Raw genomic sequence first — 17,808 nt, 5'->3', positions numbered from 1 at the left:
CGCCTGTCGGGCCTACTCCGCTTGCCCCGCGTCGGGCAGCAGGCCCAGCTCAGCGAGCTGGCGGGACATCCCGGCGCCGTCCGGTGCGTAGATCCAAGGCACTTCGACCGGGGTCTCCCCCGGCCTCCCCGTGCGGCCGCCGGCCAGCACGGCTTCACCGGCCGAGAGCTGGCGGATGGCAATGGCACGGACCTTGTCCGGGTGCCGCTGGGCGAAGTCGGCGTAGATTTCTTCGTCATGCTGGCCGTTGTCGCCGATCAGCAGCCACTTGATGTGCGGAAACTCCTCGGCCAGCCGTGCCAGCTGGGTGCGCTTGTGCGCCTGGCCGCTGCGGAACCAGCGGTCCGTGGTGGGTCCCCAGTCGGTCAGCAGCAGCGGCCCCGCCGGATAAAGGTTCCGGGAAATGAACCGGGTCAGGGTCGCTGCCACGTTCCAGGCGCCGGTGGAGAGGTAAAAGACCGGTCCCACGGGGTTTTCCCGCGCGAGCCGGTCCATCATCACGGCCATGCCGGGGGTGGGCGTGCGGGCATGCTCGTCCAGGACAAAGGTGTTCCAGGCCGCCAGCATGGGCCGCGGCAGCGCGGTCACCATGATCGTGTCGTCGATATCGGAGACCACACCCACTTCGGTGGCGGGATCCACCACATAGACCGGGGCGGTGCTTTCCACGCCGTCGGACGAGCGCAGGGTGATGCTGCTCCATCCCGGCGCCAGCGCGGCGGGGAGAACTACGTCGACCACTCCGCCGCGGTCCGCCGTCACCTCGTGCTTTTCACCGTCCACCTCCACGGTGACCGTGGCCTTGTTGACGGGCGGGCTGATGAAGTTCCGCCAGCCGCGGATGCCGTCGGCGATGGCCTTGGAGGCCGGCGTTTTCCGGGTGTCGCTGAAGTAGCCGGGCTTGGCCAGGACCACGCGGCCGAGCACCCGGACCCACTCCGTGGAGCCGTAGCCCGTGAACGGAAGGACGGTTTGGACATCCCCGCGTTTGCGGGCCCGTTCCTCCCGCCAGGCATGCGAGGCATCTTCCAGGCGCATGCCGAGGTGGGCTGCCGGAGTCTTGCCGGCCGGACGTTCCGCGGTGTTGTGTGACATCTTCCCAGTCTGTCAGAAACCCGCGGACGGCGTATCCGCCGCGGGCGGTCAGGCTAGACCCGGTACTTGGCCGTGACGGGGCAGTCGAACGGGTCGCGGGCCGAAAGGCCCACCCGGTTGAGGTACTGGACCACAATGCCGTAGGAACGCACCAGGGTGGTCTCGGTGTAGGGAATCGAGTGCTTGGCGCAGTGTTCCTTGACGAGTTCGCTGGCCCGGGCCAGGTGCGGCCGGGGCATGCTCGGGAACAGGTGGTGCTCCACCTGGTAGTTCAGTCCGCCCATCAGCGTGTTCATGCCACGGCCGACGATGTTGCGGGAGGTCAGCACCTGCCGGGACAGGAAGTCAACCTTCGAATCCCGCGGAATCAGCGGCATGCCCTTGTGGTTCGGGGCAAAGGAGGCGCCCATATACACGCCGAAGACCGCCATCTGCACGCCGATGAAGGCGAAGGCCATCCCCACGGGGAGGAAGAAGAAGACGGCACCCAGGTACAGGCCCAGCCGGAGCAGGACGGTGCTGATTTCCGAAACGCGGCCCTTGACGGCGTTCTTGGAGAACAGGTGCCGGATGGAGGTGGCGTGCAGGTTGATGCCTTCCAGCAGCAGGAGCGGGAAGAAGAGGTAACCCTGGCGGCGCGTGAACCATGCGGCGAAGCCCCGGCGTGTTTCGGCCTGCTCCACCTGGAAGGAAATGGTGTCCATATCGATGTCCGGGTCCTTGCCCACCGTGTTGGGGTTGGCATGGTGGCGGCTGTGCTTGTTCATCCACCACTGGTAGCTGATGCCGACGACGGCGTTGGCCAGGAACTTTCCGGCGCGGTCGTTGGCGGGGCCGGAATCGAAGACCTGACGGTGCGAGGCCTCGTGCGAGATGAACGCCAGCTGCGTCAGCAGGATGCCCAGTGCGGCGGCAATCAGCAGCTGGAACCAGCTTTCACCGATGAAGAAGGATCCCGTGGCCGCGGCCACCAGGCCCGCACAGAGGAACACGAAAGTGGTGATGTAAAACGAGCGGCGCCGTTTCAGCAGGCCTTCGTCACGGACGGCCTTGAGCAGTCCGGAGTAGGTGCTGGTGATGTTGTTGCGGCGGGGTTTGTTCCCGCGCGGCTGCGCATCGGGGGTTGCAGTGTCCACGGAGAGTACGTCCTTGAATACAGGGTCAACGGAGACGGAGGAGGAAGCGGTTGTGCTCATGCGGCCTTCTGGTGGTGTACGACTTCCCAGCCGGCGTATCGAGCGGATCCGCTCTACAGATGTGACCAGCCTAACCCGGAAGCCTGATGTTTGTCTGTGACCCTTCCGTAACCGTGCTCTGCTCCGGGTCCCGGCGGCGTGCGCGCGTCCGGCTCCCCGGCGGCCGGAACCGCGTCTAGGGTGTTCCTCAACGAAGGAGGGCACCATGACGCTGAACTTGTTCCCACCGCCGGACAGCGGGGCCAAAGAGGTGGACGGGGCGGGCCCGGATGCGGCCGCGGATGCCGTCCGGCCATGGCAGGAACCGGAGGCCTACTGGCCCGCCCTGGCCGGCGCCGTGGCATCCAAGCCCGCCCCGGTGGCCGTGCTGGGGCTCGAAGCGCTGCGGTTCAACGCCGCGCAGCTGCTGCGCCGCGCCGGGGGTACGCCGCTGCGGATCGCCAGTAAGTCGCTGCGGGTACGCGGGGTCATCGAGGAACTCCTGCAGTGGCCCGGTTTCCACGGCGTTTTTGCCTACACACTGGCCGAAGCCCTGTGGCTGGCCGAACACTGCAGCGATGTCCTGGTCGGCTACCCGAGCACTGACCGGGCCTCGCTGGCCCGGCTGGCGGCCGATGAACGACTCGCAGCCCGGGTAACGCTGATGGTCGATGACGAGTCCCAGCTGGATCTGGTGGACACCGTATGCCCGCCGGGCCGGCGGACGGAGCTGCGGGTCTGCGTGGACGCCGACGCGTCCTGGCAGGCACCCGTCCTGGGCTTCATCGGCACCCGCCGCTCCCCGCTGCACCGGCCGGATGACGCAGTGCGGCTGGGCGCCCGCGTGGCCTCCCGTCCCGGCTTCCGGCTGGTGGGGCTGATGATGTACGAGGCCCAGGTGGCCGGCATCGGGGATGCAGTGCCCGGCGCCCCGGCCATGAACGCCCTGATGCGCAGGGTCCAGCCCCGGTCCATGGCCGAGCTCCGGGACCGCCGGCAGCAGATTGCGGAGGGCCTGCGCGGACTTGCGGATCTGGAGTTCGTCAACGGCGGCGGCACCGGATCCATTGAAACCACCCGCAGTGACCCGGCAGTCACCGAAATCACCGCCGGATCCGGCCTCTTCGCCGGGCATCTCTTTGACGGCTACCGCTCCTTCAGCCCGGCACCCGCGGCCGCCTTCGCGTTCGACGTCGTGCGCCGTCCCGCGCCGGACACCGTGACGGTGCTGGGCGGCGGCTGGACGGCTTCCGGACCCCCTGGGGCGGACCGGGTGCCGCAGCCGGTCTGGCCGCAGGGACTGCGCCTGCTGCCCCGGGAGGGCGCCGGCGAGGTACAGACGCCCCTGCGCGGCCCGGCCGCCGGGGCACTGCATGCCGGGGACCGGGTATGGTTCCGCCATGCCAAGAGCGGTGAACCCGCCGAGCACGTAACGGAGTACCAGGTGGTGGAGGCCGGCCGGGTCGTGGCCGCGCTGCCCACATACCGCGGTGAAGGAAAGGCATTCCTATGAGCACTGTCCCGCCCAAACCGTCGCGCCCCTGGCGTAATTGGGGCCGCAACGTGTCCGCCACTCCCCTGCGCGTGGAGCGGCCGGACACCACGGCGGCCCTGCAGCGGATCGTCGCGGCAGCGGCTTCCGCCGGGCACCGGGTCAAGGCGGTGGGAGCAGGGCACAGTTTCACCTCCATCGCGGCCACCGACGGGGTGCAGCTGGACCTCGGTGCGTTGCAGGGGCTGGTGGCCGTCGATGCCGCCAGCGCCAGGGTACGGCTGCACGCAGGCACCCGCCTGCACCGGCTGCCGGAGCTGCTGGCGCCTTTCGGACTGGCCATGCCCAACCTGGGCGACATTGACCGGCAGTCCGTGGCCGGGGCGGTGTCCACCGGCACCCACGGAACGGGGGCTACCTTTGGCGGCCTCAGCACCCAGGTGGTGGGACTGACCCTGGTCCAGCCCGACGGCGGCCTGCTCACCGTAGACGACGGCGATCCCCTGCTTCCGGCCGCCGCCCTCGGGCTGGGGGCCCTGGGCGTGCTCGCCGACATCACCCTGCAGTGCGTGGCCGCCTTTGTGCTGCAGGCCGAGGAACGCTCCGAAGCGCTGCCGGACGTGCTGGCGACCCTGCCCGACCGGGTGAAGGCGGCGGACCATTTCGAGTTCTACTGGTTTCCGCATACGGACCGGGCAGCCACGAAGACCAATACCCGGCTTCCCGGGACGGCCCGCAGGACTCCCCCGGGTCCGGTGCGGCACTGGGTCGACGAAACCCTGCTCTCCAACACCCTTTTCCGGGCCACGTGTGCCGCCGGCCGGGCAGTGCCGGCAGCCGTTCCTGCGGTGAACAAGGCGGCGGCCCGGCTCCTGGGCGGACGGGAGTACTCCGATGACTCACCCCGGGTTTTCACGCAGCGCCGGACCGTGCGGTTCCGTGAAATGGAGTACGCGGTTCCCGCCGGGCGGCTGCCTGCCGCCTTCGACGCGCTGCGGCAGCTCATCGAGGACCGCGGCTGGCGGATTTCCTTTCCCGTAGAGGTGCGCTGGGCGGCAGCGGATGACCGGTGGCTCTCCACCGCCTACGGGCAGGACACCGCGTATCTGGCCGTTCACCGCTACTACCGTGAGGACTTCCGGGAATACTTCGACGCCGTGGAGCAGATCATGCTCGCCCATGGCGGGCGGCCGCACTGGGGGAAGCTGCATTCCCTCGATGCCGCCGCCCTGGCGCAGAAGTATCCCCGCTTCGCGGACTTCCAGGCGGTCAGGGACCGTTTGGACCCGGACCGGGTTTTCGCCAACGCCTACCTTGAGCGGGTGCTGGGACCGTAGCCGGATCGGCCGGCATCAGCATGCCTGCCCCGAATTACCCCGGACACGCCGTACGATGGGCGTCACCCGACCCGAAGGAGTGCCGTGACCGCCGCGCCCGCCCGTGACCTGACGTCTGCCCCGCCCCGCTCACAGTGGCTGGGGTTTGCGCCTTTTATTGTGCTGTCCGTGATCCACGTAGGCGCCCGCGCCGTGGGAGCAGATGATCTGGCCGCGCCCACCAAGCTGACCCTGATGCCGCTGCTCGCACTGGGTGCGCTGTGGGGGCTCCGCCGCGACAGCTCATCCGGGTCGGCATCCGCCGCACCGTCCGGGTCCGCATCCGCCGCACCGTCCGGGTCCGCGTCCGCCGCACCGTCCGGCCCGGCGCTGCCCACAGTCCTGCTGTTGGCGGCACTGCTGTTTTCCTGGCTGGGTGACGGCGCAGGGGCGTTTTTCCCGTTTGCCCCGGAACTGCCGGTGATGCTGGGCGCCTTCGGTGTTGCCCACCTTTGCTACATCTGGCTGTTCGCACGGTACGTGGCAGACCGGCCGTTCCCGCGGTGGGCGCTGGTTTATCCGCTGTGGTGGGTCCTGATGCTGGTGGTGCTGTGGCCCGTCCTCGGGTCCCTGTCCCTGGCGGTTGCCGCGTACGGGATTGTCCTGGCTGGAACTGCGGCCACCGCGGCCCGGTGCGGAGCGGTGGTGGCGGCCGGCGGGGTACTGTTCCTGGCTTCGGACACCATCCTGTCTTTCCGGATCTTTATGCCCGAGGCCATGCCTGACTGGACCAGCGCCATGGTGATGCTCACCTACTGCGCCGGGCAGGGCCTCATTGTTGCGGGGGTCCTTCGCCGCCGGCCGGGCGGCCGGATGGTTCCGGGGCCGGCCGCATCAAGGGCGGGCTCAGATACTCGTCCCGGACGGTGAAGACCGCCGCCGGGGCACCCTTGCCGCGGGTGACCTTGCGGCCGGTGTCCTGCAGCGCTCCGGCCATTTTCCGGGTGAAGTTTCCAGCGTCGATCCTGCTGGTATCCCATACTGCCCGGTAGGCATGGCGGAGCTGGTTCAGCGTGAATTCCTCCGGCAGCAGCCGGGCCGCCGTCAGTGTGTACTCGATCTTGCCGGCCAGCCGGTCGAGTGCGGCGGCGAGGATGTCCCGGTGGTCGAAGGCCAGTTCCTCATTGGCGAGGACCTGGTACACGGGCAGCCAGGCAGCGGCCGCGGCGTCGCTGCCCGTTGCCAGTGCCGGCAGGGTCCGTCCGTCCGTGGACAGCAGGGCCAGATGTGCTACGGACACCACCCGCATGCGGGGGTCCCGTTCCGGTGAGCTGAAGGTAGCCAGCTGCTCAACGTGCGCCCGGTGCTCGCCCAGGTCCAGGCCGGTCTCCTCCTGCAGCTCGCGCCACGCTGCCGCCAGCGCATCCTCCTCCGGCAGGACGAACCCGCCGGGCAACGCCAGGGCATCCTTGAACGGGTGGGTTCCGCGGCGGACGAACGCAGCGTACAGGGTGTCCCCTGTGACGGCGAAGACCACCAGGTCCACGGCCAGTGCCACGGCAGGATACTCACGGGGGACGTAGTCCTTGAGGAACCGTTCTTCTTCAGTCGCCATCTAGCTTCCTGCCAGTACCGTCCGGGTCGCCCACGGCGGAGACGTGAAGTCATTCCGCCGGGCAATGATCAGGTCAATGATCTCAGTTGCCGTGGCCAGCCGCTCGGCGGGGGTGCCGGAGACGAGGATCCAGGATGCGCCTGCGGCCGTGAGTTCTTCCTGGAACCATTCGGTCATCTCTTCGCGGGGATGATCCGCCTCGCGCCAGCCGTCGTCCTCGAACGGCACACCCTCGTGGTCGGTAATGAGGTAGAGGTCACGGCGGGGAATGCGGTCCACGGCCCGATACGAGCCATAGCTGTGCTCACCGATGTACACCCGCTCAAAAAGCGCGGTGGTGATGACGTCGGTGTCCGCTATGACGAGCGGGCACTGATCTGCGGCCTTATTCTCCAGCTCATTCTGCCGTTCACCGATGTGTGCGAAATCCCCCGCAGTCCAGGCCATGTCGGTCAGCACGGCGTCGGGGTTTTCGGCCTGCGCGGCCGCGAACTTGTCATAGGTGAATTGGCGGCCGTATTCGGGCACGTCGGCAAGCTCCGGATAGTGGGGGCGGTAGTGCTTCACAAGGGCTGTGGCGAGCGTGGTGGTGCCCGTCGACTGGGCGCCGACCACGATGATCCGCACTGCGAGGTCCTGGCGGGCCGGCCCGATGATGCTGGGCCAGGCGGCTCTGAGGTCCTCCCTGCACAGGGTCCCGCTTACCCGGTACCCGGTGCGGCTCCGGTCAACCATTACGTGAACGGCTCCGAAGTCTTCGGCCAGCTGCCGGCCGTAGTCCTCTGAACTGAACACGGCATCCACAGCCAGGATCCCCTTCATCTTTAGGGCCAGACGCAGGACCTCGTTGTGCGCCTTCCAGATGGCCCGGGAGGAGTAATCCACCGGGCAGTCGTCCGGCATGCCGATCACCGTAACATTTGTTCCCTCAAACTCGGCGGCCAGCCATTTCACCCGGTCCTGAAGGCTGATGCTTTCAAACCGGCTGCCCAGGACCACGACGGCGAGCCGCTCCGACTGCTCCGCAGCCGTGGTGATGAGGTGCCGGTGGCCGGCATGCGGCGGATAGAACTTACCGATCACCACGCCCTGCCTGAAGCGGTTCATGCCGGCACCTTCCCTGCCTCGGCGACGGCTGCCTTGCGGGTCCGCGTCCACCCGGCAAGACCGTAAAGGCACAGTGCCAGGAAGCCGATATAAAGGATGGCGGTGAGGCTGAGCCCGCGGGAGAAATAGAGCGGAATGCTGACCAGGTCGATCACGATCCATACGTACCAGTGCTGGAACACCTTGCGGGCCTGCCAGTAGGTGGCCAGGAGCGAGGCGGCCAGGACAAAGGCATCCGGCCAGGGCACCTGGGAATCGGTGCCATGGGTCAGGATCGTCGCAATACCGGCGGTGGCCAGGACTACGGCCCCCAGGCCCGCCGCGACTTCCGTCCTGCCGCCGTCGCGGATGGGGAGATCCCCCTTCCCCGCCGTGTTGCGGGCTCCGCGGACCCAGTTGTACCAGCCGTAGACGGACACGGCAGCGAACACGCCCTGCAGCAGGGTTTCACCGTACAGTCCGGCGCCGAAGAACAGGACCATAAAGGCGGCGTTGTTGATGATGCCGACCGGCCAGTTCCAGGCTTTCTGCCGGGCCACGCCGTAGACGCACGCTGCGCCCGTAACGAACCCGATTACTTCTATCCAGCTGACCGGTGCACCCAGCAAAGTAGCTGCCGGGGAATTCATCCAGTCCAGTACTGCGTTCATGTCGCCCCCCCCTGATTTATTGTCATTCTGACAATAAACACACTAGGGCAGGAGTCGGAGACTGGGAAGACACTGCCCAGGCTGAAAAGGTGACATCGCTCACATACCGGTTCAGAATCCCATCCGGACACAAAAAAGCCCCGCCGGCCGGCGAGGCGATTTTCGGAATTCTAATTCCGCCGATATTCAATTTTCCGTTGGTGGAGCTGAGGGGACTCGAACCCCTGACCCCCTGCATGCCATGCAGGTGCGCTACCAGCTGCGCCACAGCCCCAAACGTACAATGTCACCCGTAAGGGTATCCACCGCAAAGCCCCCGGTTTCCCGGCGGTTTGGTGGAGCTGAGGGGACTCGAACCCCTGACCCCCTGCATGCCATGCAGGTGCGCTACCAGCTGCGCCACAGCCCCAAAACTATTGGTTGTTCCTTCGCATTTCAGTTTCCGCTTTTCCGTTCACCGGGGCGAAGCAACTCCTCTACCTTAGTACAAATCGGCAGGAGCGCAAAATCGCGGATCAGCCCTCAACAGGTCCGGTGGGCAGCGCATCCAGGCCCACATTGTGCTGGGCCAGGTGCCACGCGGGCCGGCCGTGCCGGTCCGGGGTTTCCTCCAGCACGGACCAGTGGCAGTTGGACACGCCGGAGATAACGGCCCAGGATTCGCCGGGCAGGCCCAGCAGGGCGCAGATCCCGGCACGGATCGCTCCCCCGTGGCTCACCGCAACCAGGGTTCCACCGGCCGGGACGGCACTGACCGCCTCGGTGACGGCTTCCGCCACGCGCTGTCCGACGTCGATGCGGGTTTCGCCGCCGCCGGCGCGGACAGTGCCCACGCCTGCGGACCAGGCGGCCAGCAAGGGAGCGTCCTGTTCACCGATCTGGGCGAAGGTCTGCCCTTCCCAGGTGCCGGCAAAGGTCTCCCGGAGCCGCTTGTCCTCCACCACTGCCAGACCGGTCCGCTCGGCCAGCGCCTGGGCGGTGGCCCGGGCACGGCCCAGATCCGAGGACACGATGGCCAACGGATCGAGGAACCGCAGCACGGCAGCCGCGTCGGCGGCCTGCCGTATGCCGGACGGATCAAGGGCAATGTCCTGCTGCCCCTGGAAGCGCCCCACCCGGTTCCATTCGGTGCGGCCATGGCGCCAAAACACCACGCGCCGTGCGGAGGAACCGGGAACCCAGGGGGCGGGAGCGCTCACGGACAACGGTTACTCGCCTGCGGTTGAGGCGTCTTCGAGCTGCAGGTCAACCTCGGGGCAGTCCTTCCACAGCCGCTCAAGGGCGTAGAAGACGCGGTCTTCCTCATGCTGGACGTGCACCACGACGTTGGCGTAGTCAAGCAACACCCAGCGTCCCTCGCTACGTCCTTCGCGGCGGACAGGCTTGAGGCCCATCTTGGACAGTTCCTCTTCGATGCCGTCAACAATGGCGTTGACCTGGCGCTCGTTGGAAGCCGATGCGATCAGGAAGACATCGGTAATGGCGAGACGTTCGCTGACGTCGATGGCGACAATGTCGTCGGCAATCTTGGCCGACGCCGCTTTGGCCGCCGCCCGTGCAATGTCAATGGAAGATTCGGTGGCGCTCAAAGTGTGTCTCCTTGGGGTAATCGGTCAGCCGCCAAGGCCGCCGACGATCATTAGTACTCCGACGATCAGGGCAAGCGTGCCCAGACCTGCAACCCCGAAAACGGCAAAACGCAGTCTCCGGGTACGGCCGAGTCCGGCCGTCATAACATCGAGGGGGTCAAGCCCGAAGGCGCTGCGGGCACCCACGGGGCGGGCAGCTTCCTCCGTGGGAGCGTTGACCAGTGCATCTGCGCGGGCCAGGATCCGTGAATGGCGGACATCGGCTGAAGCCGACGGGGCACGGCGCGGCGCGGCCGCCGGCTTTTGGGCCGGCGCATTGGCCGGGACCACCGGCATTGAACGGGCCTCCGAGGATTCGACCTCCACCCGCGGCGTGGCCGAGGTAATGATCGGCACGTGCGAGGTGGGCGGGGCCTTCATCACCGGGTGGTCCATGCCGGGAACCTTGACGAACTCCAGCGGGGTGACCATGGCCAGGTTGTGGGCGGTGGTGGGATCGCTCGCCGATGGCTTGCGCTCCTGGTTTTCCTGCGAGAGCTTCCGGATGGCTTCGGTGCGGCGGTTCAGTACCTTGGCGCGTTCGGCCAGGGCCTTCTGCTGTGCCAGCAGTTCCAGGTCCACGGCGTGCGGGTCGTCAGCGGCCAGGGCTTCCATGGCTGCCACGTGGTTGCGGGCCTGGCCTTCCAGAGCCTGCCGCGCTGCCAGTGCCTGCTCGACGCTCATGCCTTCGATATCCGAATTCGGATCGGCTTTCTCCGCAGACGCCGGGCGTGCCGGCTGCTCGGGGCCGGAGGCCGGGCGGCCGCCGGTTTCCCGTACACGGCGACGGGAGGAAGGGACGGAGGCCTCAGCCGCACGAGCCTTGGGCGCAGCGTCCGCCGGTGCGGCGTCCCCGGTTTGCGTACCCGGGGAATCCTTTGAGACCGGGGAATCCTGCGGGACCGTCGGCGCCTCTGCAGCACGACGGCGTTCACGCCGCAGCGGTGTTGCGGAAGCCTCCGGGCCGGCCGGCCGCTCCGAGGCGTTGCCCGATGCAGCTGAACCGGACGCAGCCGAAGCGCTCCCGGACGGTCCCGGTGCTGCTGCAGCACGCTGTTGCTGCTGCTGAAGCCTCAACTGCCGGCGGGTAGGCGGAGCCGTACGGGTGTCCTGTCCGCTCTCCCGGCGATCCTGCGTCTCGGCCAGGGCCTTGTACGCACGCAACGCCTCCCGGTCGCGGGCGCGCTGCTGGGACTCCCGTTCCCGCGGCCCGGCCGGGGAATCGACCGGTACGTCAGCCGCCCGGCGGCTGCGCCGCGGCGCGGACTCTGGACCGTTAGTCATTTCCTACCCATCCGGTATTTGTGTTTACGCTACTGGTTCTGTTTCGGTTTCCACCGGGTCCGGGGTGTTCCGGCCGGCGGCATAGAGGCGGTGCTTCGCGATGTACTGCACCACACCGTCCGGTACCAGGTACCAGACGGGTTTCCCCTCGGCCACGCGGCGCCGGCAGTCCGTGGAAGAGATGGCCATGGCCGGAACTTCCATGAGGGAGACATCTTCCCGGCCCACGTTTTCAAGGACGTGCCCCGGCCGCGTGACGCCGACGAAGTGGGCCAGGGACCACAGTTCCTGGATGTCTTTCCAGGACAGGATCTGCGCCATGGCATCCGCACCGGTGATGAAGAACAGTTCGGCGTCAGGCCGCGCCGCCTTCAGGTCCCGCAGGGTGTCGATGGTGTAGGTGGGGCCCGGACGGTCGATGTCCACCCGGCTCACCGTGAACCGGGGGTTTGATGCCGTGGCCACCACGGTCATCAGGTACCGGTGCTCGGCCGGACTGACCTGCTGTGCAGCGGGCTTGTGCCACGGCTCTCCGGTGGGAACAAAGACCACTTCGTCCAGCTCGAACATGGATGCCACTTCGCTGGCCGCCACAAGGTGGCCGTGGTGGATGGGGTCAAACGTTCCACCCATGACTCCCAAGCGGAATCTGCGCTTTCCGTTGACTTCCGTCCGCATCTGCTCACCCATGGGGATAAACGATTCCGCTGGCTGCACGGCCCAGGTCAGTCCTGGATGGCCTGGCCGTGGTCATGCTTGTTGGGGAACTGGCGCTGGGGATCAACGTGCTCCGCTTCGGCTTCGTGCCGGTTTCCAACGTTGGTGAAGGAGACCGTGATGAACATCAGGAGCAGCAAGGCAGCCATGATGACCCCGCCGTAAACGTACGGAGACGCCGGAAGTTCAACGTGGTGTTCTTCGGCCATTTCCGCAGCGTTAAGCACGGCGCCCGCGAGCTGGATCAGCATGTATTTCCCCTAGAGATCTGTAGGTTCCGCCGGGTGGCCGGCGTTCGGTTTCATAGTCAATGGTACGCGTAACGGGATGCACATCGCAGCCGGACGCGGCCCGGGCCCGCAGGAGGGCCGCTAGCCGCGGATTTGTCCGTCGCCCTGGATGATCCACTTGGTGGTGGTCAGTTCCTTGAGCCCCATGGGTCCGCGGGCATGCATTTTCTGCGTGGAGATGCCCACCTCGGCGCCCAGCCCCAGTTCGCCGCCGTCGGTGAACCGCGTTGACGCGTTGACGATCACGGCTGCGGAGTCGATCTCGGCGATGAAACGTTCGGCATTGGCGAGGTCGTTGGTGATAATTGCCTCGGTGTGGCCGGTGGTCCAGCGCCGGATGTGCTCCAGTGCGCAATCAAGGCCGTCCACCACGGCCACCGCCAAGTCCATATCCATGTATTCGCGGCCCCAGTCGCCGTCGTCGGCCGGTTCGGCGGTGACGGAGGCGGGCAGCAGTTCCATGGCACGGGGATCGGCGTGCAGGCGGACTCCGGCGGCCGCGAGGGCGGCCAGGACATCCGGCGCCGCGGGGGCGCCCTCATGGATGAGCAGGGTCTCCACGGTGTTGCAGACGCTGGGGCGCTGCGTCTTCGCATTCAGCAGGATGTCCACCGCCATGTCCACCGGGGCGGAACGGTCCAGGTAGATGTGGACGTTGCCCTCCCCCGTCTCGATGACCGGAACGGTGGCGTTGGCCACGACGGACTGGATCAGGGACCGTCCGCCGCGCGGGATCAGCACGTCCACCCGTCCGCGCGCCTTCATCAGCACGTTGGCGCCCTCGCGGCCGTAGGCATCCACGCTCTGCACGGCGTCGGCGGGCAGCCCGGCGTCCTCGAGGGAGTCCCGGATGATCCCCACCAGCACCTCGTTGGTGGCCGCTGCCGCGCTGCCGCCGCGCAGGATGACGGCGTTGCCGCTTTTCAGGGCAAGTCCGGCAATGTCCAGTGTCACGTTGGGGCGGGCCTCATAGATGGCGGCAACCACGCCCATGGGGACGTGGACCTGGCGCAGGCGCAGCCCGTTGGGCAGCGTCTGGCCGCGGGCCACCGATCCCACCGGGTCCGGAAGGCCGGCCAGGTTCTCCAATGCTGCAGCCAGCGCCGCAATCCGTTCCGGCGTCAGGGAGAGCCGGTCCAGCATGGCGGCAGAGGTTCCGTTCTCCCGCCCGGCCGCCACGTCGCGCGCATTTGCGGCAAGGATGGCAGCCTGTCCGGCCGTCACGTTCTGTGCGATCAGCCGAAGGGCACGGTCCTTCCAGACACGGTTGGCCCGGGCCAGGCGGCGGGCAGCGGTGCGTGAACGGTCCGCCAGGGCATGGACCTTCGCTTCGACGCCGTCCGCAGCCGGCTCCGCGGCGGCGGGTGCAGTCGTCTTGGTTGCGGCGGTTGCCTCGGGTGTGTTCACGGAAGTCATGCCCCCAGTCTAGGTCCCGTGCCGGTCTCCGCGGCGGGTTCCGGCTTCTGGTTCTGGTGCAGCAGGACCAGGTCATTGACGTGGACCACGGCACGTTCGTAGCCCCGGCCCAGGTCCCGGGCCAGTTCCCGGGTGGAGCGGCCGAGCATGGAGGGAAGTTCCTCCGAGCCGTAGTTGGTCAGTCCGTGCGCGATCACCCGCCCGGCAGTGTCGGTCAGGGCCACGGCGTCGCCGGGTTCGAAGTGTCCGTCCACGGAGACGATTCCTGCCGCGAGCAGGGACCGGTGCCGGTCCCCCACCGCCGACGCCGCGCCGTCATCGAGCACCAGCGTGCCCTGGATCCGGGCGAGGTGCGCCAGCCAGAGCAGCCGGATGGACTGGCGCCGGCCCCGGGTGGTGAACCAGGTGCCCACATCCTCCCCTGCCAGGGCTGCCGCCGCGTTGGCGGTGGACGTAACCAGTGCGGGGATCCCGGATTCGGCAGCAATGGTGGCCGCCTCCACCTTGGTGGCCATCCCGCCGGTCCCGACGCCGGCCTTCCCCACCTTGCCGATGCGGACATCGGCGAGGTCCTTCGGGCCGGTGACTTCGGGAATGCGGCGGGCGCCCTCGGAGGGCGGGCCGTCATACAGGGCATCGACGTCGGAGAGCAGAATCAGTGCGTCGGCTTTAACCAGGTGCGCCACCAGGGCCGCCAGCCGGTCATTGTCGCCAAAGCGGATCTCGTGGCTGGCCACCGTGTCGTTCTCGTTGACGATCGGCAGCACGCCGAAATTCAGCAGCCGTTCCATGGCCCGGTGGGCATTGGCATGGTGGGCGCGGCGCATCAGGTCCTCCACGGTGAGCAGCACCTGGCTGACGGTCACCCCGTGTTCGCCGAACGCAGCGGTGTAACGGGCCATCAGCAGGCCCTGTCCCACGCTCGCGGCGGCCTGCTGGGAGGAAAGCTGGGCCGGCCGCTTGGCCAGCCCGAGGGGCGCCAGCCCGGCGCTGATGGCACCGGAGGAGACCAGGATGATCTCGGTGCCGGCGGCGTGCCGTGCGGACAGCACATCCGCCAGGGAGCGCAGTGCGGAATCGGAGATGCCGCCCGCCACGGACGTCAGGGAGGAAGACCCCACCTTGACCACCACGCGGCGGGCACGTGCCAGCCCGGAGCGGGACGTCAGGGCGCGGCGGGCAGGGACGGCGGAAACGGTGTGTTCACTCATGGTCCGCCCAGCCTATGCGCTGGCCCCGCGCCCCCGCCGGAGTGTGAAGAAGAAGTTACTCCCCGTCATGCTCCTCCGCCGGACGCTTGGAGTGCTTGTAGTTCACCGACTCGGTCCAGATCCCCGCACGGCGCTCTGCTTCGAGCTCCTCGCGGGCAGCGGCCCGGGCATCCCGGCGCTTCTGGTGGTCTTCGCGCTTTTCCTCGCGGGTGGGACGGGAGAACTCCTCGACGCGGATGTCGCTGCCTCGCGGAGAGGCGGCCAGCAGTTCCGCGCCGCCGACCATGGTGGGCTCCCAGTCGAAGACGACGCCGTCACCCTCGCCGATCACCACGGCGTCGCCGGGCTTTGCGCCTTCCTTGAACAGCTTGTCCTCGACGCCGAGCTTGGCCAGGCGGTCAGCCAGGTAGCCCACAGCTTCGTCGTTGGTGAAGTCCGTCTGCTGGACCCAGCGCACCGGCTTTTCGCCCAGCACGCGGAAGAGGGGTTCGAGGTTGCGCTCTTCGCGGCGGATGGTGAAGCCGCCCTTGACGTTGACGGCACGCGGCTTCAGGACCGGCGGCTGGATCCGCGGCGGAGCCTGCTCGACGGCGTCGCGGGCATCCTTGACGATTCCCGCCATGGCGAAGCCGAGCTCACGCAGGCCTTCGTGGCTGGAAGCGGAGACCTCGAAGACGCGGTAGCCGCGCTTCTCCAGCTCCGGCCGGACAAATTCGGCCATGTCCCGGCCGTCGGGAACGTCCACCTTGTTCAGGGCGACCAGGCGGGGACGGCGGTTCAGCGGCACGACGTCGCCGTCGGTGCCGGCGTAGCTCATATCCACTTCGTACTTCTCGAGTTCACGTTCGATGATCTCGAGGTCGCCGATGGGGTCGCGGTCCGTTTCCAGCGCGGCGCAGTCCAGCACGTGGACCAGTGCGGCGCAGCGTTCGACGTGGCGCAGGAAGTTGTGGCCCAGGCCCTTACCTTCGGAGGCCCCTTCGATCAGGCCGGGCACGTCGGCGACGGTAAAGCGCACGTCGCCGGACTGCACAACGCCCAGGTTGGGGATCAGGGTGGTGAAGGGGTAGTCGGCAATCTTGGGCCGGGCGGCGGACATGGCCGCGATCAGCGAGGACTTGCCGGCAGACGGGAAGCCGACCAGCGCAATGTCGGCGATGGACTTGAGCTCCAGGACAATGTCCGCCTCCTCACCGGGGATGCCCAGCAGCGCGAAGCCGGGGGCCTTGCGCTTCTGGGAGGACAGCGAGGAGTTGCCCAGCCCGCCCTGGCCGCCGGCGGCAGCAATGTATTCGGTGCCCTCGCCCACCATGTCGGCGAGGACCTCGCCGTCCTTGTTCTTGACCACGGTGCCGTCCGGCACGGGCAGGATCAGCGTTTCGCCGGTCTTGCCGGCGCGCCAGTCACCCATGCCGTTGCCGCCGTTGGTGGCGTGCCGGTGCGGGGCGTGGTGGTAATCCAGGAGCGTGGTGGTATTGGAGTCAACGCGCAGGATGACGTCGCCGCCGTCGCCGCCGTTGCCGCCGTCGGGTCCGCCCAGGGGCTTGAACTTTTCACGCTTGACGGACACGCAACCATGGCCGCCCGTACCGCCGGAAACATGCAGCACTACGCGGTCTACAAAGCTGGCCATGGTTCTCCTTCAAAGGAACTACTTGATCATGCCAATTCTACTTGGCTTAAAAAACGACGGGGCGGGCCATCAAGGCCCGCCCCGTCGGAAAAGCTAATTGCCGGTGATTACTCGGCGGCTGCAGCAGCCACGATGTTCACGACGCGGCGGCCGCGACGGCTGCCGAATTCAACTGCTCCTGCTTCCAGGGCGAACAGGGTGTCGTCGCCTCCGCGGCCAACGCCCTCACCCGGGTGGAAGTGGGTGCCACGCTGGCGAACGATGATTTCGCCTGCCTTGACAACCTGGCCGCCGAAACGCTTTACGCCGAGGTACTGGGCGTTGGAGTCGCGACCGTTGCGAGTGGAACTCGCACCTTTCTTATGTGCCATTTCTTTGCCTGCCTTTGCTTACTGATATTGAAACCCACAGGCGGGATCACTCCCGCGTTCCCGGCCCTGGGACCGGGACGGAGAATCAGGAGTTGATGGACGTAACCTTGACCTTGGTCAGCGAGGAGCGGTAGCCCTGACGCTTCTTGTAGCCGGTCTTGTTCTTGAACTTCTGGATGACAATCTTCGGACCCCGGAAGTTCTCGACGATTTCTGCCGTCACGGTGACCTTGGCCAGGTCCTGTGCAGCAGAGGTGACCTTGTCGCCATCAACCAAAAGCAGGGCAGGCAGCTCAAAGGTGCTACCGGCTCCACCGGGGACGCGGTCCAGGGTTACGAGGTCTCCGACGGAAACCTTTTCTTGGCGGCCGCCAGCGCGGACAATCGCGTACACCACTTGGGAACTCACTTCTCTCGACGTTTAATACTTGGATGCGCATTTGGCGGGGCCAGAATTGTGCCCGCCTTGCGCCATGCAGTTCCGCCTGAACCGTAAAACGGCTGGAAGGCGTTCGCACCGAAGTTCAAGGCTACGCTAACGGGACCATAACCCGCAAATGCACTGGCGCATTTGCACCCTGCTGATGCAGACCGGACCCGAGCGCCACCGACATACGGTGTCACTGCTCGAATCTACTTTATCCCATCAGGCCGGTGTTCCCCGCATTCCCGCGCCGGACGCGCCGGCGCATTCCGGGAGACCGCATCCCGGGAGACGGGGACCACACGCCGGGTTAAGCGCGGAAGGCGGTCCGGTCCTCGAGGACCGGACCGCCCTTCCGCGGTTCTGCCGTGTGCGGCGGCGGTG

At 67.3% G+C, this 17,808-nt stretch carries 18 protein-coding genes and 2 tRNA genes; 3 read left to right on the top strand and 17 right to left on the bottom strand.

Annotated features, from left to right (window positions below; genetic code table 11):
* Window positions 1-12: 12 nt before the first annotated feature.
* Window positions 13-1,095 carry an App1 family protein phosphatidate phosphatase gene (locus AC5RUF_RS03800; protein ID WP_494129759.1) on the bottom strand — a complete coding sequence of 361 codons (1,083 nt, stop codon included), beginning with the start codon at window positions 1,093-1,095 and terminating at the stop codon, window positions 13-15.
* A 53-nt stretch (window positions 1,096-1,148) separates the two neighbouring features.
* Window positions 1,149-2,291: a fatty acid desaturase family protein gene (locus AC5RUF_RS03795; RefSeq protein WP_493998374.1), complete on the bottom strand. Its 1,143-nt coding sequence runs from the start codon at window positions 2,289-2,291 to the stop codon at window positions 1,149-1,151.
* Window positions 2,292-2,496: 205 nt separating this feature from the next.
* On the opposite strand from AC5RUF_RS03795, the gene AC5RUF_RS03790 reads away from it, so the two are divergent.
* The 3 genes from AC5RUF_RS03790 (at window position 2,497) to AC5RUF_RS03780 (ending at window position 6,008) form a co-directional block, all read left to right on the top strand.
* Window positions 2,497-3,783: an alanine racemase gene (locus AC5RUF_RS03790; RefSeq protein ID WP_494129758.1), complete on the top strand. Its 1,287-nt coding sequence runs from the start codon at window positions 2,497-2,499 to the stop codon at window positions 3,781-3,783.
* A complete protein-coding gene (locus tag AC5RUF_RS03785; RefSeq protein ID WP_494129757.1) occupies window positions 3,780-5,099 on the top strand; it encodes a D-arabinono-1,4-lactone oxidase in 1,320 nt (439 codons plus the stop codon). Before AC5RUF_RS03790 ends, AC5RUF_RS03785 begins: the two co-directional genes overlap by 4 nt.
* A gap of 84 nt (window positions 5,100-5,183) precedes the next feature.
* A complete protein-coding gene (locus tag AC5RUF_RS03780) occupies window positions 5,184-6,008 on the top strand; it encodes a lysoplasmalogenase (protein ID WP_494129756.1) in 825 nt (274 codons plus the stop codon).
* Here the strand turns inward: AC5RUF_RS03780 and AC5RUF_RS03775 are convergent.
* From AC5RUF_RS03775 to rplU, 15 genes are all read right to left on the bottom strand, one after another.
* A complete protein-coding gene (locus tag AC5RUF_RS03775) occupies window positions 5,911-6,693 on the bottom strand; it encodes an NUDIX hydrolase (protein ID WP_493997937.1) in 783 nt (260 codons plus the stop codon). The two genes, AC5RUF_RS03780 and AC5RUF_RS03775, sit on opposite strands and share 98 nt — an antisense overlap.
* Complete coding sequence (locus tag AC5RUF_RS03770; protein WP_494129755.1) at window positions 6,694-7,800, bottom strand: AAA family ATPase; 1,107 nt, start codon at window positions 7,798-7,800, stop codon at window positions 6,694-6,696.
* Window positions 7,797-8,450, bottom strand: coding sequence for a nicotinamide riboside transporter PnuC (gene pnuC / locus AC5RUF_RS03765; RefSeq protein ID WP_494129754.1), 654 nt, complete (start codon window positions 8,448-8,450; stop codon window positions 7,797-7,799). The genes AC5RUF_RS03770 and pnuC overlap by 4 nt, the downstream gene beginning before the upstream one ends.
* A gap of 198 nt (window positions 8,451-8,648) precedes the next feature.
* Window positions 8,649-8,724, bottom strand: a tRNA-Ala gene (locus tag AC5RUF_RS03760).
* Window positions 8,725-8,783: 59 nt separating this feature from the next.
* Window positions 8,784-8,859, bottom strand: a tRNA-Ala gene (locus AC5RUF_RS03755).
* A gap of 106 nt (window positions 8,860-8,965) precedes the next feature.
* Complete coding sequence (locus AC5RUF_RS03750; protein ID WP_494129753.1) at window positions 8,966-9,649, bottom strand: histidine phosphatase family protein; 684 nt, start codon at window positions 9,647-9,649, stop codon at window positions 8,966-8,968.
* A 9-nt stretch (window positions 9,650-9,658) separates the two neighbouring features.
* Window positions 9,659-10,039: a ribosome silencing factor gene (gene rsfS, locus AC5RUF_RS03745; RefSeq protein WP_493998778.1), complete on the bottom strand. Its 381-nt coding sequence runs from the start codon at window positions 10,037-10,039 to the stop codon at window positions 9,659-9,661.
* Window positions 10,040-10,063: 24 nt separating this feature from the next.
* Window positions 10,064-11,362 carry a hypothetical protein gene (locus AC5RUF_RS03740; protein ID WP_494129752.1) on the bottom strand — a complete coding sequence of 433 codons (1,299 nt, stop codon included), beginning with the start codon at window positions 11,360-11,362 and terminating at the stop codon, window positions 10,064-10,066.
* A gap of 24 nt (window positions 11,363-11,386) precedes the next feature.
* Window positions 11,387-12,052 carry a nicotinate-nucleotide adenylyltransferase gene (gene nadD, locus AC5RUF_RS03735; RefSeq protein ID WP_494129751.1) on the bottom strand — a complete coding sequence of 222 codons (666 nt, stop codon included), beginning with the start codon at window positions 12,050-12,052 and terminating at the stop codon, window positions 11,387-11,389.
* A 35-nt stretch (window positions 12,053-12,087) separates the two neighbouring features.
* Complete coding sequence (locus tag AC5RUF_RS03730) at window positions 12,088-12,330, bottom strand: hypothetical protein (RefSeq protein WP_493998267.1); 243 nt, start codon at window positions 12,328-12,330, stop codon at window positions 12,088-12,090.
* 120 nt (window positions 12,331-12,450) lie between these two features.
* Window positions 12,451-13,785, bottom strand: a complete 1,335-nt coding sequence (locus tag AC5RUF_RS03725; protein ID WP_494129750.1) for a glutamate-5-semialdehyde dehydrogenase — start codon at window positions 13,783-13,785, stop codon at window positions 12,451-12,453.
* Window positions 13,782-14,996, bottom strand: a complete 1,215-nt coding sequence (proB, locus tag AC5RUF_RS03720) for a glutamate 5-kinase (protein ID WP_494129749.1) — start codon at window positions 14,994-14,996, stop codon at window positions 13,782-13,784. The genes AC5RUF_RS03725 and proB overlap by 4 nt, the downstream gene beginning before the upstream one ends.
* A gap of 55 nt (window positions 14,997-15,051) precedes the next feature.
* Entirely contained in the window at window positions 15,052-16,629 is a 1,578-nt protein-coding gene (gene obgE, locus AC5RUF_RS03715) for a GTPase ObgE (RefSeq protein WP_493998121.1), read from the bottom strand.
* A 107-nt stretch (window positions 16,630-16,736) separates the two neighbouring features.
* Window positions 16,737-17,000 (bottom strand): 50S ribosomal protein L27, encoded by a 264-nt coding sequence (gene rpmA, locus AC5RUF_RS03710; RefSeq protein ID WP_104053918.1) that lies wholly within the window; start codon window positions 16,998-17,000, stop codon window positions 16,737-16,739.
* A gap of 85 nt (window positions 17,001-17,085) precedes the next feature.
* Window positions 17,086-17,397 carry a 50S ribosomal protein L21 gene (gene rplU / locus AC5RUF_RS03705; protein WP_146361875.1) on the bottom strand — a complete coding sequence of 104 codons (312 nt, stop codon included), beginning with the start codon at window positions 17,395-17,397 and terminating at the stop codon, window positions 17,086-17,088.
* Window positions 17,398-17,808: the final 411 nt, after the last annotated feature.

This window comes from Arthrobacter sp. Y3224198 (genome assembly GCF_059090025.1).
This window is presented reverse-complemented; position numbering and strand designations above follow the sequence as displayed.